Here is a 25,201-nt window from a genome sequence, read left to right as displayed (position 1 = left end):
CACGCTCGCGATGGACGTCAACGATAACGCAGGCTTGCTTTTTAAACGCGGTGCTTTCAGGCTCATCGCGAGCAAGCTCGCTCCCACAATCGAGGATGGAAATGGAATCCGCAGAAATTCTTGTGCTTCAGGCCAGTTACACCAATCCGGTGCATGCCGAGGCTGTGCGTCTGGTGTTGAATCATTACGCCGAGGACCCGATGGGGGGTGGTCATTCCTTGCCTGCCGAGGTGCTGGAGCACCTGCCAGAGGAGCTGGCCAAGCGTCCTCATGCGTTCAGCGTGCTGGCCTTCGTTGGTGGCGAGCCGGCAGGGCTGGTCAATTGCTTTGAAGGGTTTTCGACGTTCGCCTGTCGACCGCTGATCAACGTGCATGACGTGGTGGTAGTGAAACAGTTTCGTGGGTTGGGCCTGAGCCAGAGGATGCTGCAAAAGGTCGAGGAAATCGCCCGCCAGCGCGGCTGCTGCAAAATCACCCTGGAAGTGTTGGAAGGCAATGCCGTGGCGCAGTCGTCCTACGCCAAATTCGGCTTTTCCGCCGGCATGTTCGATCCGGCGCACGGCCAGATGCTGTTCTGGATCAAACCCCTTTAACCTCGCAATCTGTTTTTCGTAGGAGCCAGCTTGCTGGCGATGGCCATTTTGATGACGCCATCGCCGGCAAGCTGGCTCCTGCATATCCGAGTTTTCCTGATTCGGCTTAAAGTTTGTAATGTTCCGTCACTTGCGCCGTTTGATCGTCCGGAACCCGTACCTCAGCGGTTTGCTGACGTTGATTTTCCTGTTGGCTGAGCCTCAGGCTTTCGTAGTAATAGCGCATGCGTTCTGCGCCACCTTCGGCAAACGCGCTGACCGAAACGAACGTCATCAGGCCAGCAACGATCAAGGGTGTACGTTTCATGGTTCGCCTCCCACAACGGATATCGGGTGCCTTTCATCCATGAAGCAATGTTGAAAGGCAATAGTTGGCCGATTCCGTTAAACGAGAATTAACTGCGTACGGGATTTTTGATTGTTGCGGCTGACCGCGTGCGAGCGGATGGCGCAAGAAAAAGGGGCCGGAACCGGCCCCTGGACGGGATTACTTCTGAACGATTTCCGCCGGATTCGGCTTCGGTTTGATCAGGCTGAAGTCGATCAGCGCCTTCTGCTCACGCTCATAGGGATTGCCGATCATCAAGGGACGCGGCTTGAAACTGTCGCTGACCAGGCTCTTGCTGCGATCGAGTTCATCGAAATTCAGGCCCGCGAGATCGGCCCAGGTATGGATCAGGTGCGAGCTGCTGTACGGCCGCCCCAGATCTTTGGCAAAGCTCCAGTCATGGCTCTCACGCCATTTCGGTGAAGCCCAGGCCATGAACGGAATGGTGTACATCGGCGCTGTCGGCTTGGCCTCGTTGCGACCCAGTGTGCTGTGGCCGGGGGAGTCGAAAACGTCTTCGCCGTGGTCGGACAGGTACAGCAGGAAACCGTTCGGATCGGACTTGGCGTAGTCCTTGATCAGGCTCGATACCACGAAATCGTTGTACAGCACCGCGTTGTCATAGCTGTTGTAGGTCGGCAGCTGATCGTCACGCACGCCGTCCGGAACGCCTTTGCGATCCTTGAACTTGTCGAACGTCGAGGGATAGCGGTACTGGTAGCTCATGTGCGTGCCGAGCAAGTGCACGACGATCAACTTGCGCGGCGCTGCGTCGGCCAGGGCCTTGTTGAACGGCGCGATCACATCGCCATCGTATTGCGCGGCGTTCTGGTTGCGATTGTTGTTGAGGTACACCTGCTCATCGGCCTGTTCGGAGAACGTCGTGAGCATGGTGTTGCGCTTGGTCATGGTCTGCTGATTGGTGATCCAGAAGGTTTTGTAGCCGGCCTGTTTCATCATGCTGACCAGCGACGGCGTGGACAGGTACAGCTCCGGGTTCTCTTCGTCGGCGAAGGTCAATACCTGCTGCAACGCCTCGATGGTGTAGGGGCGCGGGGTAATGACGTTGTCGAAGACCGCCAGTTGATCCTTGAGTTTGTCCAGCTCCGGGGTGGTTTCCCGAGGATAGCCGTACAGGCTCATGCGCTGACGGTTAGTGGACTCGCCGATCACCAGCACCAGGGTGGCCGGTTGATTGGCCGTTGAATCCTTGAAATTGTGCAAAGGCGGGATTTTGCTGGCGCTGTCGAGCATGTCCTGCATGCCGGCCAGGGTGTCGAGGTAGCGGTGATAGGCCACGGCCATCTGCCATGGGACAGCAGGCTCGATGCGGGTTTCGAACTTCTCGAAACCACTGGCGAAACTGCCGGTGCGCAGGGTCTGTTTGACCAGCGGATAACCGATCACCGCCACCAGAATGGCGGTCGCCGCCACCAGTGCGCGGCCACGAGGCATGTACACCGGACGCAGACGAGTCCAAAGGAAGTACGCGAACAGCGTGTGTGCGAGGAACGCCGCGATCATCCACCAGGCGAAATACTGGGTCATGTACTCGCCCGCTTCAGAGATGTTCGACTCGAACATGATGAAGATGACGCTCTGGGAAAATTCCTGCTGATAAATGAAAAAATACCCGAGGCTGGCCATGGAGCAGGCCCACAGCACCACGCCGATCAGTGCGGCCATAACACGCGTCTGACGGGGAAACAGCAGCATCGGCGCCAGCCAGATAGCGCTCATGATAAAGGCCTGGCGGAACCCGCTAAACCCGGAAGTGCCCGTCAATTGGATCAGTAGTTGGGTAATGCCGGAAAAATACCAGAAGAACAGGAACAGCCAGAAAAACCCTGCCCAATCAAACCTGCCCGCAGTCGAACTGCTGCGTTTATACAAAGCCATTGCTTGCTCCAGCCAGAAGTCACTTCCACCGCCGGGACGTGAAAATCGCCGACGAACAGGCGCCGCGCGGATACCGGACGGCCATAACGGGCCGGAGTATCAACAAGGACGTGTGAAAGTTTTGTGAGCTGCGAGTGCGGGCGAATCATGTGGCGTATCGGAAACAGCGAGGCTGCTTCCGATTCAGGCGGGGGAGATCAGGCGTGGGGAGCGCGCAGGGTGACGGGCGTTGACTGAACCTGGATTCCTTGCGTCAGCAGGCGCAATTGCTCGACTTCCTGCTTGAGCTGGTCGCGCTCGTCTTTCAACTGGCGCAGTTCGTCGCGACGGATCGTGACGTAAAGGGTTTGTGCTGGCCGTGCTGCTTGTACTGTGCCCATTGCTCACCTCGCAAATGGCTGTCTCAACTGTAAATCCGCCCCGACATCGGTGCTTATTTACTATCGGCGCTGATTTTGATTTCTTTTGCCCCGGAAGGGAACTTTTTTATTTTTTACGGTCGTTGTGTCTTCGACACGATTCCGGACGTTATCAGTCAGGATCGGGCACAATGCCCGGAAACTTCACGCCAACGCTCTGGACTAACCCACATTAGTCGCGTTGGGCTATAACCTTTGACACACTTTATTTGTAGTAGGGAGCATCAGCACATGCAACTCGGGATTATTGGACTGGGCCGCATGGGCGGCAATATTGCACGGCGCCTGATGCTCAACGGGCATACCACCGTTGTTTACGACCGCAATACCGCCTTCGTCGATACCCTGGCCGCTGAAGGCGCCAAAGGCGTCATCGACCTGCCGGCCCTGGTCGCTGGCCTGGCCAAGCCACGAGCGGTCTGGGTCATGCTGCCGGCCGGCGTACCGACCGAAGAGACCATCGATACCCTCAGCAACCTGCTCGAACCCGGCGATACCATCATCGACGGTGGCAACACCTTCTATAAGGACGACATCCGCCGGGCAAAAACCCTGTCGGAAAAAGGCCTGCACTACGTCGACGTCGGCACCTCCGGCGGCGTCTGGGGCCTGGATCGCGGTTACTGCATGATGATCGGCGGCGAAGCCGAAGTGGTGAAACGCCTCGATCCGCTGTTCGCCAGCCTGGCCCCGGGCATGGGTGATATCCCGCGCACCAAGGACCGCAAGTCGGACGACGATCGCGCCGAGCGCGGTTACATCCACGCCGGTCCCGCAGGCTCAGGCCATTTCGTGAAGATGATCCACAACGGCATCGAGTACGGAATGATGCAGGCCTTCGCCGAAGGCTTCGACATCCTCAAGACCAAGGCCAGCACCAACCTGCCGGAAGATCAGCGCTTCGACCTCAACGTCGGCGACATCGCCGAAGTCTGGCGTCGCGGCAGCGTCGTGTCCTCCTGGCTGCTCGACCTGACGGCTGACGCCCTCGCGAGCGATCCGAAACTCGATGGTTACTCCGGTTCGGTGGCTGACAGCGGTGAAGGTCGCTGGACCATCGAAGCCGCCATGGAGCAATCGGTGCCCGTACCAGTGCTGTCGAACTCGCTGTTCTCCCGCTACCGTTCGCGCGGCCAAGGCACTTTTGGCGACAAGATTCTCTCGGCTCAGCGCTTCGGCTTCGGCGGTCACGTGGAGACTGCGAAAAAATGACCCGTTTGATCCGCAATAAATCCAAGGCAGAACCCGCACCACCGACCACGCTGTTCCTGTTCGGTGCCCACGGTGACCTGGTCAAGCGCTTGCTGATGCCGGCGCTGTACAACCTGAGTCGCGACGGTCTGCTTGGCGATGGACTGCGGATCATCGGCGTTGACCACAACGCCATCACCGATGAGGCCTTTGCCCAAAAACTCGAAGACTTCATTCGGGCGGAAGTGGCAAGCAAGGTCGGCAAAGGTGATCAAGCCCTTGACCCGGCGTTGTGGGCGAAGTTGGCCAAAGGCATCAGCTACGTCCAGGGCGACTTCCTGGATGACAGCACGTATCAGGCGCTGGCAGCGAAAATCGCCGCCAGCGGCACCGGCAACGCGGTGTTCTATCTGGCCACCGCGCCACGGTTCTTCAGCGAAGTGGTGCGTCGTCTCGGCGCCGCCGGTTTGCTGCAAGAGACGCCGCAAGCGTTCAGAAGGGTAGTGATCGAAAAACCGTTCGGCTCCGACCTGCACACCGCCGAAGCCTTGAACGCGTGCTTGCTCAAGGTCATGACGGAAAACCAGATCTACCGGATCGATCATTATCTGGGCAAGGAAACCGTACAGAACATTCTGATCAGCCGGTTTTCCAACAGCCTGTTCGAAGCGTTCTGGAACAACCATTACATCGACCACGTCCAGATCACCGCTGCGGAAACCGTCGGCGTGGAAACCCGTGGCAGTTTTTATGAGCACACCGGCGCGCTGCGAGACATGGTGCCCAATCATCTGTTCCAGTTATTGGCGATGGTAGCCATGGAACCGCCAGCCGCTTTTGGCGCTGATGCAGTGCGTGGCGAAAAGGCCAAAGTGGTGGGGGCGATCCGTCCCTGGACCACCGAAGAGGCACGGGCCAATTCGGTACGCGGCCAATACGCCGCCGGCGAAATCGACGGCAAACCATTGCCGGGTTATCGCCAGGAAAGCAACGTATCACCCGACAGCTCGACCGAAACCTATGTCGCGCTCAAAGTCATGATCGACAACTGGCGCTGGGTCGGCGTGCCGTTCTACCTGCGCACCGGAAAACGCATGAGCGTGCGCGACACCGAGATTGTCATCTGCTTCAAACCGGCGCCTTACGCGCAGTTCCGTGATACCGAGGTCGATGAGCTGCAACCGACCTATCTGCGGATACAGATTCAACCCAACGAAGGCATGTGGTTCGATCTGTTGGCCAAGCGACCTGGTCCGGCGTTGAAAATGGCCAATATCGAACTGGGTTTTGCCTACAAGGATTTCTTTGAGATGCAGCCGTCCACCGGCTACGAGACCCTGATCTACGATTGCCTGACCGGTGATCAGACGCTGTTCCAGCGCGCCGACAACATCGAGAACGGCTGGCGCGCTGTGCAGCCGTTCCTCGATGCCTGGCAGCAGGACGCAAGCGTGCAGACATACGCGGCGGGCGAAGATGGGCCGGCAGCGGCAGAAGACTTGCTGACCCGCGACGGTCGCGTCTGGCATAGCCTCGGATGAGTGACGAAACGCAACAACCCATCCGTTTTTTGCTCAGTGACATGGACGGCACGTTGTTGCTGCCCGATCACAGCCTCAGCCAGCGCACCATCGAAACGGTCCGTTCGTTGCGCGAGGCGGGCGTGCTGTTCAGCCTCGCCACGGGCCGGCCGCCGAAAGCCATGCTGCAGCAGATCGAAGCGCTGGGCGTCGACTTGCCGACGGCGGCATTCAATGGCGGCACGATCGTCAATCCCGACGGCAGTTTGCTGGTCGCGCATTATTTGCCGGCAACGGCCGCGCTGACCACGTTGACGCAGTTTGCCGATCTGCCGGACATCGAGGTGTGGGTATTCAGTGGCGGCGATTGGCTGGTGAAAGACCCAGGCGGGCCGATGGTGCCTCGGGAGCAGCATGGCCTGGGGTATCCGCCCGTTATGGTGGAGAGTTTCGAACCGTATCTGCAACGCATCGACAAGATCGTCGCGGCCAGCAACAACACGCAATTGTTGATTGAGCTGGAGGCGCAGTTGCTGCCCAGGGTCGAGGGCCAGGCGCAGGTGTCACGTTCACAGCCGGTGTACCTCGACGTGACCGCGATGCAGGCGAACAAGGGTGACGCCTTGGCGACACTGGCCGAGTTCCTCGGCGTGCTGCTGGCCCAGACCGCCGCCATGGGCGATGGCGGCAATGACCCGGCGATGTTTCATCGCGCCGGATTGTCGATTGCCATGGGGCAGGCGGAGGAGGCGGTGAAGCGTCAGGCCGACGTCGTGACCGGCGCCAACACCGAAGATGGCGCGGCGCAGGCGATCGAGCGGTACATCCTCCCTCGCTAGCGACACAAAACCCTGTGGGAGCGGGCTTGCCCGCGATGGCGGACTCACATTCAACAATGATGCTGAATGTGAGGGACTCATCGCGGGCAAGCCCGCTCCCACAGGGTCGGTGTTACAGCCAAAAACTTACGGCATACCAGCCCAGCCCACCCATCACCACGGTATATGGCAACGCCATCCACACCATCCGCCCATACGACAGACGAATCAGCGGTGCAATCGCCGACGTCAGCAGAAACAGAAACGCGGCCTGACCATTGGGCGTCGCCACGCTCGGCAGGTTGGTGCCGGTGTTGATTGCAATTGCCAGTGTCTCGAAATGTTCACGGCTCATGTGGCCGGAGATGAACGCCTGTTTCACTTCGGTGATGTAGATGGTCGCGACGAACACATTGTCGCTGATCGCCGACAACAAACCGTTGGCGATAAACAGCATGCCCGGTTGCTGATCCGCCGGCAGCGCCAGCACCCACTGGATCAGCGGCGTGAACAACTGCTGGTCGTGAATTACCGCCACCACCGCAAAAAACACCACCAACAGCGCCGTGAACGGCATGGCGTCCTTGAACGCACTGCCGAGGCGGTGCTCGTCAGTAATCCCAGTGAACGCGGTAATCAGCACGATCACCATCAAGCCGATCAGGCCCACTTCAGCCAGGTGGAAAGCCAGGCAGCCAATCAGGATCAGCGCCGCCAGCCCCTGAACAATCAACGCAGCGCGTTGGCGCGAAGTGCGTTCGGCGTTGTCTTCGGCGGCATAGTTGGCCAGCACCGCGCGCACGTTGTCCGGCAGCAGCGTGCCATAACCGAACCAGCGCAATTTCTCCAGCAGCACGCAAGTCACCAGGCCCGCCACCAGCACCGGCAGGGAAACGGGGGCGACTTTCAGGAAAAACTCAGCGAAGTGCCAACCCATTTCGTGGCCGATCAGCAGGTTTTGCGGTTCGCCGACCAGCGTGCAAACACCTCCCAGTGCAGTGCCCACGGCGCCGTGCATCAGCAGGCTGCGCAGAAAGGCGCGGAACTGTTCGAGATCCCCGTGATGCAGCGTTGGCAGGTGCTGGTCATCGCTGAATTCACTGTCCTGACGCGGATCGTTGCCCGAGGCGACACGGTGATACACCGAGTAAAACCCGACGGCGGCACTGATGATCACGGCGGTCACGGTCAAGGCATCGAGAAATGCCGAGAGAAACGCCGAGAGAAAGCAGAACATCAACGCCAGCATGGCTTTGGAGCGAACGCCGAGCAGCAGGCGCGAGAACAGAAACAGCAGCAGGTCTTTCATGAAGTAGATGCCGGCCACCATGAACATCAGCAGCAGAATCACCGGAAAGTTGTGCAGCAGTTCGTCATACAGCGCCTGAGGCGTGGTCATCTTCAGCAACAGCGCTTCGATCAGCAGCAAGCCGCCTGGCATCAGTGGATAGCACTTCAGCGCCATGGCTAGGGTGAAAATGAATTCCAGCACCAGCAGCCAACCGGCCGCTACCGGACCCACGGTCCAAAGCACCAAGGCATTGAGAATCAGGAAACCGACAATACTGGCCTTGTACCAGCGGGGTGAGTGCCCGAGAAAATTATGCGCGAACGCCTGGGCCATTGAGCCGGACATCGGCTGCTCCTTGTATTAAGAAGCGCGCAACTTGCCGTAAGCGGCCCGGAAGATCAAGTGTGGGAAATGTCGGCAGGTCTATCCCAGGTAGCGTGCGACGATTGCCCGGTAGTTGCCATCCAGCGAATAGCCACCTACGACGATGTTGCCATCGTCCTGCACGGCCAGCGACGTCGCCGTATCCAGGCTGCGACCCAGGCGGGTACGGACCCAGCCAGTGCCATTGCCGAACTGCTCGTCGAGTTGTCCGTCAGGACGATACCGGGCCAGGATGAAGTCGGCTTCGACGCCACCGATGGTCGCGCCAACGGTCAACACACGCCCGTCTGCAAGGGCTTGGGCGGCGGTCCACTGGCAGCCACTGTGGCCGATGCCCAGCAGGTGCGGCTGGCCGTCGTTGCAATGAATGTCCGGGCGACCGTTACTGTGGACTTTCAGGGCCATGCAATGCATCGGGTCGCGGCTGCTGCCAAAACAGTGCAAGTCGCCGTTGTCCTGTTGGATGATCTGGCTGACCTGAGCGTGACGTTCCTGTGCCATGAAACTCATGAAGCCATCCACGGCGAAACTGTCGTCGAGGCTGCCGTCGCTGTGATAGCGCGCAAGCAGGCCCTCTTCAGGAAAGTTGATTGAGCCGCCCACCAGTATCCGGCCGTCGCGTTGCACCATCAGGCTGCTGAGCCAGGTGTTCATCAACAGGTGCCGGACCAGGACGAAGCCGCGACCGTTGAAGGTATCGTCCAGTGTGCCATCGGGGTTGAGCCGCATCAGCAGGCCGACGTGATCGGCGAGTTCGAAATGATGATTGGCCAGCAGGAGCAGTCGTCCGTCTTCCTGCACGCACACATCACAGGCTTCGGCGCCCGGTACGCCGGGGGGAAGCCAGCCATCCCGCACACCCAGGGAAAGATTGCCCGGCAGGCGCACGACACGGCGTCCGTTGTTGCCAAAGCCTTGGACCGGTTTGCCTTGCTGATCGAACAAGGCGAGGGCGGGCAGCGTCTTGTGTGCATTTTCATAGTGCAGGCCGGTCAACAGAATGCACCCGTCGGGCAGGATCAGCACTTTGCCCCCCATGGCTTCGAAGCCGGGTTCGAACTGGCTGATGACACTGCCTTGATTGCCGAATGCCAGATCCGCCGAGCCGTCCTCAAGCAGGCGGGCCAGACCGAAGCGGCTGCCACCTGGGGTTCCGACCTTGGCTGCGACGAGTAGCCGACCCTGCGAATCAATCGCGACGCCATTGGCCATGCTCGACGTGCTGCCGGCGAAATACACCTGGGTTTTACCGGCGCTGGCAAAGGTTTTGTCGAGTGCCCCGGCGCCGCTCAGTGTCGCGGGTAGGGCAAAAGCGGTCTGGGTTGGCATCCACGCATCTCCTTGCGAGTCGTCAGGGGCCAGGAGTTGGGGTGGCGACTTATAGGGGAAACATTCAATCCCTGAATGAATGGCTGCACAACTCCAAGAACTAACAGGCGGAGGGTCGCTGTGTGCCAGAACAGTGTCTTTTCGATCCACTGACAAGCCTGCCAAGTAGTTGGCCGCGTTCAAGTACACACAAATAGATGTCGCGAGTGCTATTGGCCTGCAACGCCAACAAACTAACGATCAAGGAGGAGGGTGCGGATTACCACCAAGTAATCCGCAAAAAGATTAGTGCGGCATCGACCACGATTGCAGCGCGTAACCTTCCTGGCTCAGCTCTTTACGGGCTTCTTCCAGAACATGTTCCAGTTGCGCTGGATCGGTATAGGCACTGCTCGGGATCTGTTTGCGCCCGATGCGGTTATTGGTGCGGTCGATGACGGTCAGGCTGAGTTCGCCGTTGCCGTCTTGTGGGGCCCAGGCCACGCATTGAAATGGCTTGAACGCGCGGTCGGCAATCAAAAGAGCTTCGTTGATACGGAGCGGGGCGGTCATGGGATCTTCTCTCTGTATGCCCAATCAAGTGATGTGCCGTCGGTTGGGCTTACCGTTCGGCTGGTTACTTGTACTGATGCCCGCAACCCGTGGGTGGGTCACATACAATTAAAAGAATTTTCAACTTTCTTTCATTCGTTCAGGTTTCTGACGTTTTTTGAAAGCTGAATGAATGGTTCGACTCGTTAGGTAACTAACAAAGTTGCTTCTTATAACTGCTTGCTCGCACTCCCTATAGTCAATCGATACAAGCCAGCGTCAAATTCTTGCTAATGTTACAGCCAGATTCGCCAAATGATTGTTTTTAATAATATTTCCTATAATTTGGCGTCAAGGAACAGTCATGATCGAAACGCCTGCGTTACGACGTCTGTTAGTAGTGGACCCTTGCGACGACTGTCATCGCCTGCTGCCAGGTCTGCGTTCTGTCGGTTGGGACGTTGATAGCTGTACGCTGGAAAATGCCGCCGACCGAACCTGCGACGTTGGCCTGTTGCGGCTCCAGCCGTTTCACCTGGAGCGCCCCGATGCCGTCAAGGAGCTGATCAGCCGCAGTGGCACCGAGTGGATCGCCGTGCTTAACCAGGAAGTCCTGCGGATGCAAAATGTCGGGGACTTCGTCTGCGAATGGTTTTTCGATTTTCACACCTTGCCGTTCGATGTATCCCGGGTTCAGGTGACGTTGGGCCGGGCGTTCGGCATGGCGCGCTTGCGTGGCCAAGGCACGGTTCACATCGATCAGCCCGAACACGAGCTGCTCGGTGACAGTAAACCTATTCGCGAACTGCGCAAACTGCTGAGCAAACTGGCGCCCACCGAGTCTCCGGTGTTGATTCGCGGCGAGAGCGGGACCGGCAAAGAGCTGGTCGCCCGGACACTGCACCGACAATCCCAACGCCACAACAAACCTTTTGTCGCGATCAATTGCGGCGCGATTCCCGAACACTTGATCCAGTCCGAATTGTTTGGCCATGAGAAGGGGGCCTTTACCGGTGCCCATCAACGCAAGGTCGGACGGATCGAAGCGGCCAATGGTGGCACCCTGTTTCTCGATGAGATCGGTGACCTGCCGCTGGAGCTGCAAGCCAACCTGTTGCGTTTCCTCCAGGAAAAACACATCGAACGCGTGGGCGGCAGCCAGCCGATTCCGGTCGATGTGCGGGTGCTGGCGGCGACTCACGTCGACCTTGAAGCGGCCATCGAGAAGAAACGCTTTCGCGAAGATTTGTATTACCGCCTCAACGTGCTGCAAGTGGTCACCGCGCCGCTGCGTGAGCGGCATGGCGACTTGTCGATGCTGGCCAACCACTTTTCCCATTTCTACAGTCATGAAACCGGGCGTCGTCCGCGCAGTTTCAGCGAAGACGCATTGATTGCCATGGGTAAGCATGACTGGCCGGGCAACGTGCGCGAGCTGGCCAATCGCGTACGTCGCGGGTTGGTTCTGGCTGAAGGACGACAGATCGAGGCGCGTGACCTGGGGTTGATCAGTCAGCATGCCATCGCCGCACCGATGGGCACTCTCGAAGACTACAAGACTCGCGCCGAACGGCAGGCGTTGTGCGATGTATTGAACCGCCACAGCGACAACTTGAGCGTCGCCGCCCGTGTGTTGGGCGTGTCGCGGCCGACCTTTTACCGATTGCTGCACAAGCACCAGATACGCTGATCTTCAGACACAATCAAAAGCCCCGCTACGATCGAAATCGCAGCGGGGCTTTTGTGTTGCGGGTCAGAAGTAGTACGGGAATTTCAGGCTGAAGGTGAAGTCCGGCGCATCGTCCGTGAGTCCAATGGACAGGTTCGGCACGATGGTCAGGTTGTCGGTGGCCGCAACGGTCATGCCGATGTTGAAGTAACCGGCGTTGGCATCGCTGGAAGTAACCGATTGCCAATCCCCGCCATCCTCCTTGATCTTGCTTTTACGCTGCACCAGGTCAGACACCGAGAACGACATACTCATCTTCTCGTTCAGTGCGAACGCAACGCCGGCACCGATCTGGAAACTGTCGCCAATACTGACCTTGCCAGGGTTCTTCACGTTTTCCGTGGAGCTGATGTCGTCGAAGGACTCCTCAAAGTTGTGGGTGTAGGACAAGCTGCCGAACAGTACGGCCGGGTCGAAGGTTTTGACGAGCGAGATGCCCGGGCTGATCGACCAGACGCCATTGCCGGTCGGCAAGGTGTCAGGCACGAACAGGTTGGTGTTCTCGTCGGCCTGGCGCAGCTTGATGCCGAACGGGTCCTTGCCGGTAGGCGCCTTGACTCGCAAGGTGACCACGGCATCCGGCGTACTCACCGATTCGTCCATGAACTTGTAGGCGATGCCGAAGTTGACGTCGCCAATGGTCGGATCCCGGGTGACGCTGTCTTCGGTGGTGACGCCTGCTGAACCCTGGTTGCCGCCGCCGGATTGATACGTCGATTCGCGGTAGATGACGGGCACGTTCAGGTCGAACTGCCAGCGGTTGTCGAAGTTGTAGCGGCCGGTGAGGTCAAGTGTCCAGGTGTCGGCCTTGATCCGGTCCAGGTTGATGTTGCCGAGAAAGATCGAATCCAGTGCGAGGAAGCCGTTGAGAATCAGCTGGCGGGTGTCATAGCGGGAGTAGGTAATCCCGGTTTCGAAGCTGAACTTGCCGCCGCCGAAGAATCCGCTGGCCTCGTCGTAGAGATTGGAAACGCTTTGTGCCGGTTGTGAATCATCAGCCAGCGACTGCCCGTAGGAACTGCCGCTTCCCCCGGCGGCGCCACCTGAAGCTGCCGCGGCGCCGGTGCCGGTCGCTACCTTGTTGCCTTTCATATCCGCTGGCGACTTGGCCAGGCGTTTAGGTTGTGGGGTTGCCGGTTGATCTTCGACCTGGCGGACCCGTTGCTCGAGTACCGCCAGGGCTTTTTGTTGTACTTCGTATCGTTGCTTCAGCTCCAGAAGCTCTTGTTTCAGAAGCTCTACATCCGCATCGGGCGCTGCTTGCAGCATCGCCGCCGGGAACAGAGTGCTCAAACATACAACTGCGCGCAGTGATACTGATCGATACATGTAATAAGCCGTCCCTTTAAGCCCAATGATCGAGAGTCAGCGTAGTTCAATATCCGAGGGAACGTAGTGCGGTTAGTTGAGAAAGGTTGCAGTCCAGTCCACCTGCACTCGGGCCGTTATTATTGAGCACTACGTTGAGTTGGGTCATGTTGGTGACCATATTGCTGCTACCCAGTAGCTGGGTGTTTTGGAGCAGGCCGCCCTGGCCAACCCGTTGCATGGAGGACCCCTGGTTGTTGTTGGCCGCGATGGCCATCTGGATACCACCGCGCGTAGCGGAAATAGCCACATTCCCCGCAGCATTGCCGCCCGTCACAGTTTGTCCGCTCATCAGCAACTGGCCTTGGCCAGGGCTCAATGCAGGGGGCAGTCGGCCCTCGCTGACGTTGATGCCGACGTTGTTATAGGCGGTGTTGCCATCGCCAGCGGCACGTACGCTTTGCGTGACGCCCTGGCTGCCGTTCAGCCCGGCGCCGCCGACAATAACGCCGGTGCCTTGAGCGGGCGTACTGCCGTCGCCGCTCTGGCTGTAGGTCGAAACATAGAATTCGGGTTTGACGGTAGACGACTGGATCTGCATCGAGGAAGTCGCCCCGATCAAGTCACCACTGGCGTTGCGCCAGGTACTGCTCATGACAATACCGAAGCTGATGATCCGCCCCGGCATAACGTAACGACCGCGTAGCTCACCGAGCTGCTGATCACTTATTTCGATGGGTTTGAATCCGTTGGCAAAACTTGAAGCGCTCGCTGCCAGGCAGGCGGCGGCCAGCAAGTATGACGTTTTCATTTGCTGCTCCCGGGGCATCCAGCCCGAATAACATCGTAGGCGATTAAAAGAAGTCGCTCTGAATGAAACCAAAGTCCATCAATTCAGCATCTTTGACCGGGTTGAAGTTATCCAGCTTGTTCTTGGCTGTCAGGGGTTCCGGTGGACTGCGTAATGCATTGGTTTTTTCGTAACCGGGCCCGACGATAGCGAAAACGATGCCGTTCCAACCTTTGACAAAGTCATCGTGGGAGAAGCGTTTGTGACCGAGTACCGGGTCGCCGATATAGACCCAGTTTTTGTCTGAGCGCTGCAACACCACGAAATGCTTGTAGCCGCGAATATCCATCAGTACCACCACCGGAATAGTGACTGCATCCAGCTTTTCAGGTGGGATCTTGTAGCCCCGTGCACGCATGCCGATGCTTTCTACGTAGCGCTTCATGTCCAGCATGGAGAAACCTTGAGTGCGAACAAGGTCCTGGTCAGCGTTGACCAGCATGCCTTTGATGACGTGCTCTTCATCGACGTCGAGCCAATAGGCCTGGCGTAAAATCGTTGCCAGTGCGGCGGCGCCGCAGCTGAAATCGGTTTTTTGTTCGACGATGTCGGTGAACTTGCGCTCACGCACACTCTGCACGTCTTTGTAGATCAGCACGCCGCCAGGCAAGGCGGCCACAGGCATCTGTGCGGCCTGAGTCAGGCCAGACAGGCAGAGGAGGGCGAAAAGGGCAGTCTTACGCATGATCGATACGCCTTTGCGGACTGAGGAAAAGCCCCGTTTCCGGGGCTTTCGTTTCGATCGCGGTTACAGGCAGGCTCTGCAGCCTGCGGCGATGGACAGCGAGTTGCTTTGTTGGTTGCCTACGCCAGCCGATACGTTGACGCCACTGTTGCCGGACATCCCGTTCATCGAGTTGGTCATGTTGGCAGTGTTGGTGACAGGGTTTTTCCAGCCGTCTGGAGTCATCACTTGTTGGGTGTATACGCCAGCCAGGCCGAATACGCCTACAGCCACGAAGTCAGAGGTGTCGTTGTCACCATGACCACCACCGTTGTTGCCGCCGCCTCTGTAGTCATTGCCGTGACCATTGCCATGACCATGATCGTCATCACGGGTAGTGGCAGTGCCTGCGGCTACGAACACGCCAGCCGCATTAAAGGTACCGACCAAGGTATCTTTTTTGTAGACCTGGGTGCCGTAGTTGTTGACTGTCAGCCCGCTGGAGGTTTGGTTGGCCGACGCAGCAGCTGTTGCTACACGTCCACCCGATACAGCGATCGCCAGGTTGTTTTTCTGTTGGTTGAAGTTGCCGGCCGCCACGTTGACACCGATGTTGCCGGAGCCGTTGTTGGCAGCGTTGTTCAGGTTGGCAGTGTTGGTACTGGACCAGTTGTTGACCGTGTTGTTGGTGTTGGTTTGTGTGGCGCTGGAAACAGCGACGGCGGAGCCGAAGATGAACCTTTCGTCAGCAGTGGCCAGTGCCGCGGCGTTGTCTTGTTGGTTGCCGTCGCCAGCTGCAACGTTGGCGCCCATGTTGCCGTTGGAACCATTGAGCGAGCCGTCGACTTTGGCGTCGTTTTTGGTGCCTTGGTTCGAGACGTTGTTGCGTTGGCTGCTTTGAGTGTCAATGACGGCAGCCCCAGCGCCCGCAGTGATTGACAGCAGAGTTTCAAGGCTTGGGCCCCGAGGACCATGGTTGTTGCCATGCCCGTTGCCATGCCCGTTACCATGACCGTTATTATCGTCACGCCCGTTAGCTTGTGCTGCGATTGCCATCACTGCTGCCAGAGCGAAAACCAGTGGTTTGAGAGCCATTGTAGGTTTCATGGTGTTTCTCCGTGCTTATTAGTTGGTTAAGTATTGGTACTTTCTAATCGCACTGCGTTTGGGTCAGTCAGCGACCCGGATGCTCAGGGTGTTAGCCATTCGGTTCCCCACCCCAGCACTCTGGTTCACCTGAATCACGCCCCGGCTGCCGGTGAAGGCCTGGTCGCTGGTAACGACCTGGCGACTGCCGATTGGGGTGCCAGTTGCTCCTGAGCTTGGTAGCAACGCCACGTTCTGTTGAGAAAGGGCGCTATCGTCAACGGCTTGCGGCCCGGCACTGATGCTGATGCGCATGACGTTGGCCATCTGGTTGTTGGCCCCGGCGCTCTGGTTGACGCCCAGAACTCCGTTGCCATTACTGAAAGAGGTGCCGCCGATGGTGGTGGTCGCGTTCATTGACCGGTTGGCGGGGGTATCGATTCGCTGGTTTACGCCAGTGATCGCAGCGGCTTCGGTGCCGATGGCGATTGCACGAACGTTGGTTTGTTGCTGCTGGTCACCGGCCGCCTGGTTGACGTTGTAGTTGCCTCTGTATTGCGTGCCGGAGTTTTGAATATTGGCGGTGTTCACCGTACTGACGCTGGAGTCAGCCATTGCAGTGGTGCAGGCGAACATGGCAAGGAGCAGGAGGGTACGATTCATGTCATTGACCTCCAGCCAGTCTGCCCAATGGGGCGAGGCCGGAACCCATGGCACGGTTGATGGTTCCCGAAATCGCGCTGCCACTGCCGCCGCCGTGGCCGGCGCCCATGCCAGACATGCCGTTGGGGTTGTTGACTACGTTGAGGCCGTGAATGCTGCCATTCGGGATGACGGTGTTGCGAATGGAAGAGCCGCTGGATACGCCGGCGAAGTCACCGTCGCTCAACTCGTTATTGGCAATGTTCTGATTGACGCGGCTGGATGGATTGGCATTGACGGTGGTCGGGTTGGGATCCTTGCCACCGGTACGGCCGAAGTGAACAGGCTTGACATCACGAGTCAGCACAATGATGCCATCGCCCTCTGCCTGAGCGGTGAAGCTGAGTAGCGAGCTGGCGGCACATCCGATCAGCAGGAGGCAGGTCAAACCTTTATTGATAGTCCCCACGGCGGCAATTCCTTCTTCTTGTGGGCTGGCCCTAGTCAGCGTTGTGAAGGAGAGAGCGAAAGCTGTGCCGCTTTTGGATTATTGTTTTAATTCAATAGCTTGCAAGTTTTGTCCGGGAAGGTGGTGTCTAGGCTGTTTCACGATTGAGACAACGCCTCGCACCTGCAACTGAACAAAGTGGGCGCAATGCTCTAGAACAAGGGTTTGCGCGGAGGTGTTTCACAACCTTGACACTTTGCGCACCAAGACCGCACAGGCCGCTGAAACGGCCTGTTTTGGGTGCAAGGTGTGTATCAGAGACGGACACTTTTCCCCCTCAACAGGGGAAACGCTGGGGAAAAGGCCCCAAAAACAGGGTCAGGGGCCGAGCAGTAGCGTGACGGCTTGCAGTGCGTGGTGACGGCGCTCCGCCCAGTTTCCCCGCAGTATCTGGAACGGTTGTTCATGGGTTTGGAGCCAGGTCAGGGTCGCGTCGAAAAATGCCCGGCGCTCACTCAAATCGGGTTGGCAGCGCTGACCATCGTCCGTCCAGTCGACCTGTTCAGGCGACAGCAACAGGTGCAAATCGTACTGCCGAGTCAACAGTGCTTGCTCAATCCATGGCGGGCAATCGCCAAACAGCGTCTGGCTCCAGAGAATGTTGCTCAGCAAGTGAGTGTCGAGAATCAGCAGCCGTGGCCGCCGGGTGCGGGCCTCGTCTTCGCACTGCAATTGCCCACGGGCAATGTCGGGAACATCGGCCAGGCAGGTATCTCTAGGGTTCTGCTCGATGAACCGGCGCACATATTCGTCGACCAGAACCCCGCCGAAATGCGCTTGCAACTCGGCTGCGAGCCAGCTCTTGCCGCTGGATTCGGGACCGGTGAGTACCAGGACTTTCATGTGCGCAATGCCGGATCAGCCCGCCATTCCCGCCAGCCCTGTACGGCAATCAGGGTAAACAGCGCATAGAGCCCGGCGGTCAAGTACATGCCCTTATAGATGAAGAGACCGACGAAAATCACATCCAGGGTGATCCACAGGGGCCAGCATTGAACGCGCTTTTGCGCCATCCAGACCTGTGCCACCAGGCTGAAGCCAGTCAACGCCGCATCGAGCCAGGGCTGGGCGGCATCCGTCCAGTGCGCCATGGCCGCGCCGAGCAGCAGACTGCCGAGGGCTCCGATGGCCAGACTTGTCGTAATCGATTTGCCCCCGAGGCGGCTGACCTGCCGCCCTTGTCGCGCATCCCCGGCACGCGTCCACTGCCACCAGCCATAGAGCTGCAATGCGGCGTAGATCACCTGCAATAGCATGTCCGAATACAGCTTCACTTCAAAAAAGACCCAGCTGTAAAGCAACACCATGACCAGGCCGATCGGCCAGCACCAAGGATTCTGTTTGACCGTCAACCAGACGGCAATGACACCGAGGGCGGCGGCAAACAGTTCAAGCCCGGACATGGAGGTTCCTTGGAGGAGACGAAGAGGGGGGTCGGATTGTACCCGGATTGTGGCGGATGGGATTGTGATGGGGAGGGAGAATGCACCCGCTGACCTGTAGGAGCCCGGCTTGCCGGCGATGGCGATTTCATGGTCGCCATCGCCGGCAAGCCTGGCGTCTACACCCGGAATTGCTTGAGCAACCCGTTCAGTTGCTCGCTCAATTCCTTGAGGTGGACGCTCGCCACGCTCGACTGTTCTGCCGCCAGCGCCGTGCTGTGGGACAAACCGGCCGCCTGGGTCACGTTCTGGTTGATGTCTTCGACCACATGGGCCTGTTGCAGAGTGGCGCTGGCAATGGATGCGTTCAGCCCGTTGAGGTTGCGCAGTGCCTGGCCAATGGCATTCAGGCTCGCACCGGCGAGGCCGGCCTGTTCGATAGTCAGTTGCGAGGCGCGACTGCTGTCGCCGATGACCTTGACCGCCGCTTCAGAGTGGCTTTGCAGGCGTTCGATCATTGCCTGGATCTCGGCGGTGGACTTCTGCGTGCGCTGGGCCAGCAGGCGCACCTCATCGGCCACGACGGCAAACCCGCGCCCTTGCTCACCGGCACGGGCAGCTTCGATGGCCGCGTTGAGGGCCAGCAGGTTGGTTTGCTCGGCGATAGAGCGGATCACTTCCAGGACGCTGCCGATCTGGGTGCTTTCTGCGGAGAGGGTACGGATGACCTCCACGGCCTGATCAATCGTTGAAGACAGCTTGTCGATTTGTTGCAGGCTGCTGTCGATGTTGACCTGGCCCTGCTGTGCCTGAGACTCGGCATCGCGCATTTCACTCGCGGCGTGCTCGGCATTCTTCGCCACGTCCTGCACGCCATAGGTCACTTCATTGATGGCCGTGGCCACCAGTTCCATCTGTTGCGATTGCTGCTGACTTCGTTGCTGGGCCTGGGCGGCGTCGTTGCCCAGTTCGCTGGACGACTGGCCCAGGGCGCTGGCAGACACCTGCAATTCGCTGATCACCTGTCGTAGCTTGGCGGTGAACGCATTGAAGTGACGTGCCAGCTGCGTGACTTCGTCCTGGCCGTGGGTGTCGAGGCTGCGAGTCAGATCGCTCTCGCCGCTGGCGATGTTGGCCATGGCGTTCACGGTGTCCTGCAGCGGACGGACGATGCTGCGGGCAATCAGGATCACCAGCAGCGCCATGATGGCGGCGATCACCAGCCCGACGACTGTCGCTTTCCAGACCTGGCCCATGAACTCGGCTTGCATGTCATCGATGTACACACCCGAGCCGATCACCCAGCCCCACGGCTCGAAGAGTTTGACGTAGGAGGTTTTTGCGACCGGATCGCTGGCGCCCGGTTTCGGCCAACGATAGTCGATCGGGCCGGCGCCCTTGGCCTTGGCGAGGGCGACCATTTCATTGAACAGCGCAAACCCGTCGGGGTCGCGGATCGCCGAGAGGTTCTGGCCATCGAGCTTCGGGTTGACCGGATGCATGATCATCACCGGCGTCAGGTCGTTGATCCAGAAGTACTCGTTCTGGTCATAGCGCAGGCCGCGAACGGTGGTCAGTGCCTGTTTTTGTGCGGCTTCGCGCGTCAGCGTGCCGGCGGTTTCGAGCCCGTGGTAGTAGGTCAGAATGCCGCTGGCCGTCTGCACGACGTGCTGGGTTTTCTGCGCCTTGGCTTGATACAGGTCCTCGTGAATCTGTTTGAGCATCAACACGCCCAACGTCAAAAGCATCATGACGGCCACGATCAAAATCAGCCACAGACGCCGGCTGATCGACATATTGCGCAAGCTGTTCATAACGCTGTCACTCCTGTTTCTTTTTCTTGTAATAAACGACCGCCAGCATCCAACCACATTTTGCCGATCGGGCATATCCGACCCAAGTCCAATAACGTGGCAGCGTTATTCGGCCTTGTCTGATAGGATTTCGGCCCCGCACGGAAAAACCTGAATCCAAGTTGATTTTTCACGGAATGTTTACGGTTCCGTCTGGATTCTGTGCGCGTCGGGTTGCAGCGACGATGATCGCAGTCAATGTTTTGGAAAATATTAACGGGGCATGCCGCAGTGCATTGCTTTTTGGGGGATTGATGGATCTTTGGACCGCCTTTCAGGCATTGATACTTGGCGTTGTAGAGGGGCTTACGGAGTTTTTGCCCATTTCCAGTACCGGACACCAGATCATCGTGGCCGACTTGCTCAACTTCGGCGGCGAGCGGGCCATGGCGTTCAACATCATTATCCAGCTTGGGGCGATCCTCGCGGTGGTGTGGGAGTTTCGCCGCAAGATTCTCGATGTCGTCATCGGTTTGCCGACGCAGCCCGGCGCCCGTCGCTTTACCGCCAACCTGCTGATTGCCTTCATGCCGGCCGTGGTCCTGGGGGTGATTTTCGCCGACCTGATCCACCATTACCTGTTTAACCCGATTACCGTCGCCACGGCATTGGTCGTGGGCGGTATCGTGATGTTGTGGGCGGAGCAGCGCCAGCATGAAGTGCATGCCGAAACCGTCGACGAGATCACCTGGAAAGATGCCTTGAAAATCGGCTTCGCCCAGTGCCTGGCAATGATTCCGGGTACCTCGCGTTCAGGCTCGACGATCATTGGCGGCTTGCTGTTCGGGCTGTCGCGAAAAACGGCCACCGAGTTTTCGTTCTTCCTGGCGATGCCGACCATGGTCGGTGCGGCGGTGTACTCGGGCTACAAGTATCGCGACCTGTTCGTCCCGGCTGATTTGCCGGTGTTTGCCCTCGGCTTCGTCACCGCGTTCATATTCGCCATGATTGCCGTCAGGGGCTTGCTCAAGTTCATCGCCAGCCACAGCTACGCGGCGTTCGCCTGGTATCGCATTGCATTTGGCCTGGTCATTCTTGCCACCTGGCAGTTTGGCTGGGTTGACTGGACCGCGGTCAAGCCATGAGTGACGCCAGCGCACGCAACCATCCCGGAGGCCGGTCCGGGGGCGGGATCCAGAACCCACGGTTGAAACTGCTGGTGTTCGCGATGGTGTGTGCGCTGCCGTTGTTCGGCTCGATGTCGTTCTGGTTGCGAGGGATTTCGCTGATTCCCCTGGCGGCCTACGGCATCGTCAGCGTGCTCGCGTTCTTCCTTTACTGGAGCGACAAACGCAAGGCCCGGACCGACCGCTGGCGCACGCCGGAGAACGTTTTGCATGCGGTGGAACTCGCTGGTGGCTGGCCGGGTGCGTTGCTGGCTCAGCAGGTGTTTCGGCACAAGACCCGCAAAGTGTCGTTTCAGTTGCTGTTCTGGGTGATCGTGCTGCTGCATCAAGTGTTCTGGATCGATCAACTGTTCCTCGGCGCCAATCTGGCGCTGCTTTAAAGCAGCAGCCCGACCTGCGTGCGTTTGGGCAGTTTGCTCACCACCAGTTGATGAGAACGTTGCAGCAGCCCTTGCAGTTCTTCGCTGCCCAGCGGGTAGGGCGTTTGCATGATGATCCACTGGGCCCGCGCCAGATAGGGCGCCGGATGAATTCCCGGGCGGTCGCAATGCCCCAGAAACAGATCCTTGTCGACCTTGAACGCCAACGAGTCGCCCCGCAGGTTTTGCAGGGCGAACATCTTGTTCCCGGCAATCGAAAACACCCGCACGCCTCCCCATTTGTAATCTTCCCGCGCACCCGGTAGCGCGAGACAGAACTGCGCGACGTCCTCTTCGCTCATACGCCCAGCCTTCATATCAGTCGGTCCCCACAGGCATTGAATGATTCGATCAAATGGTCGAGCCAGGCGCGAACGGCCGGCATCACCCCGCGCCGATGAGGGTAGACCGCTTGCAGCCAGCCGCCAGGTAAAGACCAGTCCGGCAGCAATTGCACCAGCGCGCCGCTTTCCAGTTCCTGCTCGCAATACATCATCGGCAACATGGTAAAGCCCTGGCCGGCGAGGGTGCAGGCCTTGCGCACGATAAAGTCATCGATGCCCAGTCGTGCTTCGAGGGCGAGTTCATGACTTTTACCCTCTTGGTCGAGCATACGGATGTGCACCATGCGGTCCGCTTCAAGTGCGCCGAGCACGGGCAAGCCCTTGAGGTCTTCGGGGTGATTGATCTCGCGCCCATGTATAAAAGCCGGACTGGCGACCAGGAGCATCTGCGCCTGACGTAGACGCCGGGTCACCAGCAACGGGTCTTCATCGCCCAACTCGCGCACGCGCAGGGCGACGTCGACACCCTCGGTCACCAGATCCACCCGACGATTGAGCAGCATGACTTCCAGTTGAACCTGCGGGTACTTTTCGAGAAACCGGCTGATCACCGTCGGCAACATTTGATGGGCGAGCCCGACGGGGCAGGACACCCGCAAACGTCCGCGAGGTTCACTGGACATGCTGGCCACGGCCTCATCGGCCATCTCGGCTTCCAGCAACATGGCCTGACAGTGGCGTAAATAACGCTCGCCTACCGCCGTCAACTTAAGCTGCCGGGTGGTGCGTTGCAGCAGGCGCGCGCCCAGGCGTTCTTCCAGTTCGGCAATGCGACGTGACAAACGCGACTTGGGAATCCCCAGCAAGCGCCCGGCCGCCGCGAATCCGCCGGCTTCGACCACCTTGGCGAAATAGTAGAGGTCATTGAGGTCTTGCATGCGTTTAGCTCGATTGTTCTATCAGTGAGACGAACTATCGCATTGTTGCGGTCTAATCAGCTATTGGTTTCGTCTGTAGGATTGTCTCCATCAGATCGCCCCGTGGCGATCCTCACCTGGAGATCCCACATGAAACTGCTGCATATCGATTCGAGCATTCTTGGTGACAACTCGGCTTCCCGTCAGCTGAGCAGCGAAGTCGTCAACGCCTGGCAAGCTGCCGAGCCGACCGCCGTCGTGACCTACCGCGACCTGGCCAGCGATGCCATCAGCCATTTTTCCGCCACGACCCTGGTCGCTGCCGGCACCACCGCTGAACTGCGCAACGCCGCGCAGCAGCACGAAGCTGAACTGAGCGCTTCGACGCTGGCCGAATTCCTCGCCGCCGATGCCGTCGTCATCGCAGCGCCGATGTACAACTTCACTATCCCGACCCAACTCAAGGCCTGGATTGACCGCATCGCCGTTGCCGGTCAGACCTTCCGCTACACCGAAGCCGGCCCTGAAGGCCTGTGCGGTGGCAAAAAAATCGTGATCGTGTCGACTGCCGGCGGTTTGCATGCTGGTCAGGCGTCCGGTGTTGCGCACGAAGAGTATTTGAAGTTGCTGTTCGGCTTCCTTGGCATCACCGACATCGAATTCGTCCGTGCTGAAGGCCTGGCGTACGGAGACGAAGTGCGCACCAAAGCCATGAGCGATGCCCGCACGCACATCAGCGAGCAACTGTTCGCCGCCGCGTAAGGCTTGCGTAAAGGTGTAAATCAGCTCGGGTAACACCCCAAAAAACTCTGTATTCTGATCCTGCAAGATCAGATACGGAGTTTTTTGTTTCAGATCATTGCGTAATTTTTCATGTTGTGGCCCAGGTTATGCAGTCGAGGGTTTAACGTCCCCGTTCTGTAACGACCTTGGTGGCCGCAAATGCGGGTACAAGGCCGCTTCCTCGGTAGTCGATGGAGAACGGGCTTCCCGGTCAAGTAACAAAGGTGGGGCATCCCATGGTGCGTCTTTGGGCAACGTTACTGATTTGCCTGCTCTGCAGCCTGACTTCAGTGCACGCCGCGCCTGCGCCGCATCCTCACTGGAGCGTCGGTTTCCATGAGATGAGTTTTCTCGATCCGCTGGACCTGCAACCGATGCGGGCCATCGCGTTCTACCCCTCCAGCGACCGTGAGCACACCAGCAAACTCGAGGGCTACACGGTCGAGGCGGGTGAAGACACTCGCGTCGCGATTGGCCGCTTCCCGATGCTGATGTTGTCCCACGGCAACACCGGAACGCCGCTGGCCCTGCACGACCTCGCCACGTCGCTGGCGCGCAAGGGTTTTGTCGTGGTGGCGGTGATTCATCCCGGCGACAACTCCAAAGACCACAGTCGCCTCGGCACCTTGAGCAACCTGTACGGGCGGCCGATCCAGATTTCCGAAGCCATTACCGCGACTCTGGGCGACCGCATGCTTGCGCCGTTCGTCAATGCCGATCAGGTGGGGGTGATCGGTTATTCGGCCGGTGGGGAGACGGCGCTGATTCTGTCGGGCGCAACGCCGGATCTGGATCGTCTGCGTCGCTATTGCCAGGAGCGTCCGGACGACCATGATGCCTGCAACACCCAAGGTGAATTGATCGTCGACCGTGATGACCTGCAACCGGTCGCGGATCCGCGGGTTCACGCGCTGTTGCTGATGGCGCCGTTGAGCCTGAAATTCGGCCGTCATACGCTGGCCGACGTGCATGTGCCGGTGCTGCTGTACAGCGGTGACGGCGACAAACTGGTGGCCTTCGACAAAAACGCCGCAGCGTTGGCGCGCAAACTGCCGATCGCACCGGACTTCAAGTTATTGGCCGGGGCAGGGCACTTCGTGTTCATGGCGCCGTGCAACGAAGAACAGATCGCGGCAATGCCGGCGCTGTGCACCGATGCCGACGGTGTCGACCGCGAGGACATTCACCGCAACATGATCTCCGAAGCGGGGCGCTTCTTCTCCCACGCCCTGGGCAAACCGACCCGCGCCGGCATGCAAACCGCCGATCAATAGGATTCACGCACCCCTTGCAGGAGCCGGCTTGCCGGCGATAGCGCCCTGAAATCGCCATCGCCGGCAAGCCGG

26 protein-coding genes are annotated in these 25,201 nt (G+C 58.9%); 9 read left to right on the top strand and 17 right to left on the bottom strand.

The genetic code is table 11. The features are described from left to right. Positions 1 to 101 precede the first annotated feature (101 nt). A complete protein-coding gene (locus F8N43_RS06780; protein WP_150629735.1) occupies positions 102 to 593 on the top strand; it encodes a GNAT family N-acetyltransferase in 492 nt (163 codons plus the stop codon). A gap of 106 nt (positions 594 to 699) precedes the next feature. On the opposite strand, the gene F8N43_RS06775 is transcribed toward F8N43_RS06780, so the two are convergent. From F8N43_RS06775 to F8N43_RS06765, 3 genes are all read right to left on the bottom strand, one after another. After that, positions 700 to 900: a hypothetical protein gene (locus tag F8N43_RS06775; protein WP_150629733.1), complete on the bottom strand. Its 201-nt coding sequence runs from the start codon at positions 898 to 900 to the stop codon at positions 700 to 702. Between the two features lie 180 nt (positions 901 to 1,080). Then, a complete protein-coding gene (locus tag F8N43_RS06770) occupies positions 1,081 to 2,820 on the bottom strand; it encodes a phosphoethanolamine transferase CptA (RefSeq protein WP_150629731.1) in 1,740 nt (579 codons plus the stop codon). Positions 2,821 to 3,017: 197 nt separating this feature from the next. After that, positions 3,018 to 3,200 (bottom strand): DUF6026 family protein, encoded by a 183-nt coding sequence (locus F8N43_RS06765; RefSeq protein ID WP_150629729.1) that lies wholly within the window; start codon positions 3,198 to 3,200, stop codon positions 3,018 to 3,020. 270 nt (positions 3,201 to 3,470) lie between these two features. Here F8N43_RS06765 and gnd point away from each other — a divergent pair, with 270 nt between their 5' ends. From gnd to F8N43_RS06750, 3 genes are read left to right on the top strand one after another with little or no spacing between them, the layout of a single operon-like run. Continuing rightward, positions 3,471 to 4,451: a phosphogluconate dehydrogenase (NAD(+)-dependent, decarboxylating) gene (gene gnd / locus F8N43_RS06760; RefSeq protein ID WP_150639007.1), complete on the top strand. Its 981-nt coding sequence runs from the start codon at positions 3,471 to 3,473 to the stop codon at positions 4,449 to 4,451. After that, entirely contained in the window at positions 4,448 to 5,971 is a 1,524-nt protein-coding gene (zwf, locus tag F8N43_RS06755; protein ID WP_150629725.1) for a glucose-6-phosphate dehydrogenase, read from the top strand. The genes gnd and zwf overlap by 4 nt, the downstream gene beginning before the upstream one ends. Next, the gene (locus F8N43_RS06750; protein ID WP_150639006.1) at positions 5,968 to 6,789 is read left to right on the top strand and encodes an HAD family hydrolase; all 822 of its coding nucleotides are present in this window, start codon (positions 5,968 to 5,970) and stop codon (positions 6,787 to 6,789) included. Before zwf ends, F8N43_RS06750 begins: the two co-directional genes overlap by 4 nt. Before the next feature lie 112 nt (positions 6,790 to 6,901). Here the strand turns inward: F8N43_RS06750 and nhaB are convergent, their stop codons facing one another. The 3 genes from nhaB to F8N43_RS06730 form a co-directional block, all read right to left on the bottom strand. Further along, the gene (nhaB, locus tag F8N43_RS06740) at positions 6,902 to 8,404 is read right to left on the bottom strand and encodes a sodium/proton antiporter NhaB (RefSeq protein ID WP_150629721.1); all 1,503 of its coding nucleotides are present in this window, start codon (positions 8,402 to 8,404) and stop codon (positions 6,902 to 6,904) included. A gap of 78 nt (positions 8,405 to 8,482) precedes the next feature. Then, positions 8,483 to 9,772, bottom strand: coding sequence for a hypothetical protein (locus tag F8N43_RS06735; RefSeq protein ID WP_150639004.1), 1,290 nt, complete (start codon positions 9,770 to 9,772; stop codon positions 8,483 to 8,485). Positions 9,773 to 10,057: 285 nt separating this feature from the next. Next, positions 10,058 to 10,324 carry a hypothetical protein gene (locus F8N43_RS06730; protein ID WP_150629717.1) on the bottom strand — a complete coding sequence of 89 codons (267 nt, stop codon included), beginning with the start codon at positions 10,322 to 10,324 and terminating at the stop codon, positions 10,058 to 10,060. A gap of 343 nt (positions 10,325 to 10,667) precedes the next feature. Between F8N43_RS06730 and F8N43_RS06725 the strand changes: the two genes are divergently transcribed. Further along, the gene (locus F8N43_RS06725; RefSeq protein WP_150629715.1) at positions 10,668 to 11,993 is read left to right on the top strand and encodes a sigma-54 dependent transcriptional regulator; all 1,326 of its coding nucleotides are present in this window, start codon (positions 10,668 to 10,670) and stop codon (positions 11,991 to 11,993) included. Positions 11,994 to 12,056: 63 nt separating this feature from the next. Here F8N43_RS06725 and F8N43_RS06720 read toward each other — a convergent pair whose 3' ends face one another. From F8N43_RS06720 to F8N43_RS06680, 9 genes are all read right to left on the bottom strand, one after another. Beyond that, positions 12,057 to 13,361 (bottom strand): transporter, encoded by a 1,305-nt coding sequence (locus F8N43_RS06720; RefSeq protein WP_150639003.1) that lies wholly within the window; start codon positions 13,359 to 13,361, stop codon positions 12,057 to 12,059. Between the two features lie 46 nt (positions 13,362 to 13,407). Beyond that, positions 13,408 to 14,151, bottom strand: coding sequence for a hypothetical protein (locus F8N43_RS06715; RefSeq protein ID WP_150629710.1), 744 nt, complete (start codon positions 14,149 to 14,151; stop codon positions 13,408 to 13,410). 43 nt (positions 14,152 to 14,194) lie between these two features. Next, complete coding sequence (locus F8N43_RS06710; RefSeq protein ID WP_150629708.1) at positions 14,195 to 14,875, bottom strand: C39 family peptidase; 681 nt, start codon at positions 14,873 to 14,875, stop codon at positions 14,195 to 14,197. A 63-nt stretch (positions 14,876 to 14,938) separates the two neighbouring features. Then, entirely contained in the window at positions 14,939 to 15,961 is a 1,023-nt protein-coding gene (locus tag F8N43_RS06705) for a heme utilization protein (RefSeq protein ID WP_150653449.1), read from the bottom strand. A gap of 63 nt (positions 15,962 to 16,024) precedes the next feature. Then, positions 16,025 to 16,603, bottom strand: a complete 579-nt coding sequence (locus F8N43_RS06700) for an adhesin (RefSeq protein WP_150629704.1) — start codon at positions 16,601 to 16,603, stop codon at positions 16,025 to 16,027. A 1-nt stretch (position 16,604) separates the two neighbouring features. Then, entirely contained in the window at positions 16,605 to 17,051 is a 447-nt protein-coding gene (locus F8N43_RS06695; protein WP_150639000.1) for a hypothetical protein, read from the bottom strand. A 357-nt stretch (positions 17,052 to 17,408) separates the two neighbouring features. Further along, positions 17,409 to 17,933, bottom strand: coding sequence for an AAA family ATPase (locus F8N43_RS06690; RefSeq protein ID WP_150629700.1), 525 nt, complete (start codon positions 17,931 to 17,933; stop codon positions 17,409 to 17,411). Continuing rightward, positions 17,930 to 18,493 (bottom strand): nicotinamide riboside transporter PnuC, encoded by a 564-nt coding sequence (gene pnuC, locus F8N43_RS06685; protein ID WP_150629698.1) that lies wholly within the window; start codon positions 18,491 to 18,493, stop codon positions 17,930 to 17,932. The genes F8N43_RS06690 and pnuC overlap by 4 nt, the downstream gene beginning before the upstream one ends. 158 nt (positions 18,494 to 18,651) lie before the next feature. After that, positions 18,652 to 20,286: a methyl-accepting chemotaxis protein gene (locus tag F8N43_RS06680; protein WP_150638997.1), complete on the bottom strand. Its 1,635-nt coding sequence runs from the start codon at positions 20,284 to 20,286 to the stop codon at positions 18,652 to 18,654. 293 nt (positions 20,287 to 20,579) lie between these two features. Between F8N43_RS06680 and F8N43_RS06675 the strand changes: the two genes are divergently transcribed. Both F8N43_RS06675 and F8N43_RS06670 read left to right on the top strand, forming a co-directional pair. Beyond that, the gene (locus F8N43_RS06675; protein WP_150629694.1) at positions 20,580 to 21,410 is read left to right on the top strand and encodes an undecaprenyl-diphosphate phosphatase; all 831 of its coding nucleotides are present in this window, start codon (positions 20,580 to 20,582) and stop codon (positions 21,408 to 21,410) included. Then, positions 21,407 to 21,832, top strand: a complete 426-nt coding sequence (locus F8N43_RS06670; RefSeq protein ID WP_150629692.1) for a DUF1294 domain-containing protein — start codon at positions 21,407 to 21,409, stop codon at positions 21,830 to 21,832. The genes F8N43_RS06675 and F8N43_RS06670 overlap by 4 nt, the downstream gene beginning before the upstream one ends. Here the strand turns inward: F8N43_RS06670 and F8N43_RS06665 are convergent. Next, on the bottom strand, positions 21,829 to 22,188 hold the full coding sequence (locus F8N43_RS06665; RefSeq protein ID WP_008043775.1) for an MmcQ/YjbR family DNA-binding protein: 360 nt from the start codon (positions 22,186 to 22,188) through the stop codon (positions 21,829 to 21,831). The genes F8N43_RS06670 and F8N43_RS06665 overlap by 4 nt on opposite strands. After that, positions 22,185 to 23,093 carry a LysR substrate-binding domain-containing protein gene (locus F8N43_RS06660; protein WP_150629690.1) on the bottom strand — a complete coding sequence of 303 codons (909 nt, stop codon included), beginning with the start codon at positions 23,091 to 23,093 and terminating at the stop codon, positions 22,185 to 22,187. Before F8N43_RS06660 ends, F8N43_RS06665 begins: the two co-directional genes overlap by 4 nt. A gap of 129 nt (positions 23,094 to 23,222) precedes the next feature. Here F8N43_RS06660 and F8N43_RS06655 point away from each other — a divergent pair, with 129 nt between their 5' ends. After that, positions 23,223 to 23,834 carry an FMN-dependent NADH-azoreductase gene (locus tag F8N43_RS06655; protein ID WP_150653448.1) on the top strand — a complete coding sequence of 204 codons (612 nt, stop codon included), beginning with the start codon at positions 23,223 to 23,225 and terminating at the stop codon, positions 23,832 to 23,834. A gap of 257 nt (positions 23,835 to 24,091) precedes the next feature. After that, the gene (locus F8N43_RS06650) at positions 24,092 to 25,129 is read left to right on the top strand and encodes an alpha/beta hydrolase family protein (protein WP_150629686.1); all 1,038 of its coding nucleotides are present in this window, start codon (positions 24,092 to 24,094) and stop codon (positions 25,127 to 25,129) included. The last annotated feature ends 72 nt before the right edge of the window (positions 25,130 to 25,201 follow it).

Source organism: Pseudomonas fluorescens (genome assembly GCF_902498065.1).
GTDB lineage: Bacteria > Pseudomonadota > Gammaproteobacteria > Pseudomonadales > Pseudomonadaceae > Aquipseudomonas > Aquipseudomonas fluorescens_BJ.
The sequence above is the reverse complement of the archived record's forward strand: the minus strand, read 5'-3'. Positions and strand labels throughout refer to the sequence as shown.

Bases quoted from the DNA above. Each gene is read 5' to 3' on its own strand.
- pnuC (WP_150629698.1), bottom strand. From the start codon at position 18,493: ATGTCCGGGCTTGAACTGTTTGCCGCCGCCCTCGGTGTCATTGCCGTC.
- F8N43_RS06655 (WP_150653448.1), top strand. From the start codon at position 23,223: ATGAAACTGCTGCATATCGATTCGAGCATTCTTGGTGACAACTCGGCT.
- F8N43_RS06665 (WP_008043775.1), bottom strand. From the start codon at position 22,188: ATGAAGGCTGGGCGTATGAGCGAAGAGGACGTCGCGCAGTTCTGTCTC.
- F8N43_RS06705 (WP_150653449.1), bottom strand. From the start codon at position 15,961: ATGAAACCTACAATGGCTCTCAAACCACTGGTTTTCGCTCTGGCAGCA.
- F8N43_RS06720 (WP_150639003.1), bottom strand. From the start codon at position 13,361: ATGTATCGATCAGTATCACTGCGCGCAGTTGTATGTTTGAGCACTCTG.
- F8N43_RS06750 (WP_150639006.1), top strand. From the start codon at position 5,968: ATGAGTGACGAAACGCAACAACCCATCCGTTTTTTGCTCAGTGACATG.
- F8N43_RS06770 (WP_150629731.1), bottom strand. From the start codon at position 2,820: ATGGCTTTGTATAAACGCAGCAGTTCGACTGCGGGCAGGTTTGATTGG.
- nhaB (WP_150629721.1), bottom strand. From the start codon at position 8,404: ATGTCCGGCTCAATGGCCCAGGCGTTCGCGCATAATTTTCTCGGGCAC.
- zwf (WP_150629725.1), top strand. From the start codon at position 4,448: ATGACCCGTTTGATCCGCAATAAATCCAAGGCAGAACCCGCACCACCG.
- F8N43_RS06710 (WP_150629708.1), bottom strand. From the start codon at position 14,875: ATGCGTAAGACTGCCCTTTTCGCCCTCCTCTGCCTGTCTGGCCTGACT.
- F8N43_RS06730 (WP_150629717.1), bottom strand. From the start codon at position 10,324: ATGACCGCCCCGCTCCGTATCAACGAAGCTCTTTTGATTGCCGACCGC.
- F8N43_RS06670 (WP_150629692.1), top strand. From the start codon at position 21,407: ATGAGTGACGCCAGCGCACGCAACCATCCCGGAGGCCGGTCCGGGGGC.
- F8N43_RS06650 (WP_150629686.1), top strand. From the start codon at position 24,092: ATGGTGCGTCTTTGGGCAACGTTACTGATTTGCCTGCTCTGCAGCCTG.
- F8N43_RS06780 (WP_150629735.1), top strand. From the start codon at position 102: ATGGAATCCGCAGAAATTCTTGTGCTTCAGGCCAGTTACACCAATCCG.
- F8N43_RS06700 (WP_150629704.1), bottom strand. From the start codon at position 16,603: ATGAATCGTACCCTCCTGCTCCTTGCCATGTTCGCCTGCACCACTGCA.
- F8N43_RS06660 (WP_150629690.1), bottom strand. From the start codon at position 23,093: ATGCAAGACCTCAATGACCTCTACTATTTCGCCAAGGTGGTCGAAGCC.
- F8N43_RS06715 (WP_150629710.1), bottom strand. From the start codon at position 14,151: ATGAAAACGTCATACTTGCTGGCCGCCGCCTGCCTGGCAGCGAGCGCT.
- gnd (WP_150639007.1), top strand. From the start codon at position 3,471: ATGCAACTCGGGATTATTGGACTGGGCCGCATGGGCGGCAATATTGCA.
- F8N43_RS06775 (WP_150629733.1), bottom strand. From the start codon at position 900: ATGAAACGTACACCCTTGATCGTTGCTGGCCTGATGACGTTCGTTTCG.
- F8N43_RS06690 (WP_150629700.1), bottom strand. From the start codon at position 17,933: ATGAAAGTCCTGGTACTCACCGGTCCCGAATCCAGCGGCAAGAGCTGG.
- F8N43_RS06735 (WP_150639004.1), bottom strand. From the start codon at position 9,772: ATGCCAACCCAGACCGCTTTTGCCCTACCCGCGACACTGAGCGGCGCC.
- F8N43_RS06680 (WP_150638997.1), bottom strand. From the start codon at position 20,286: ATGAACAGCTTGCGCAATATGTCGATCAGCCGGCGTCTGTGGCTGATT.
- F8N43_RS06765 (WP_150629729.1), bottom strand. From the start codon at position 3,200: ATGGGCACAGTACAAGCAGCACGGCCAGCACAAACCCTTTACGTCACG.
- F8N43_RS06725 (WP_150629715.1), top strand. From the start codon at position 10,668: ATGATCGAAACGCCTGCGTTACGACGTCTGTTAGTAGTGGACCCTTGC.
- F8N43_RS06675 (WP_150629694.1), top strand. From the start codon at position 20,580: ATGGATCTTTGGACCGCCTTTCAGGCATTGATACTTGGCGTTGTAGAG.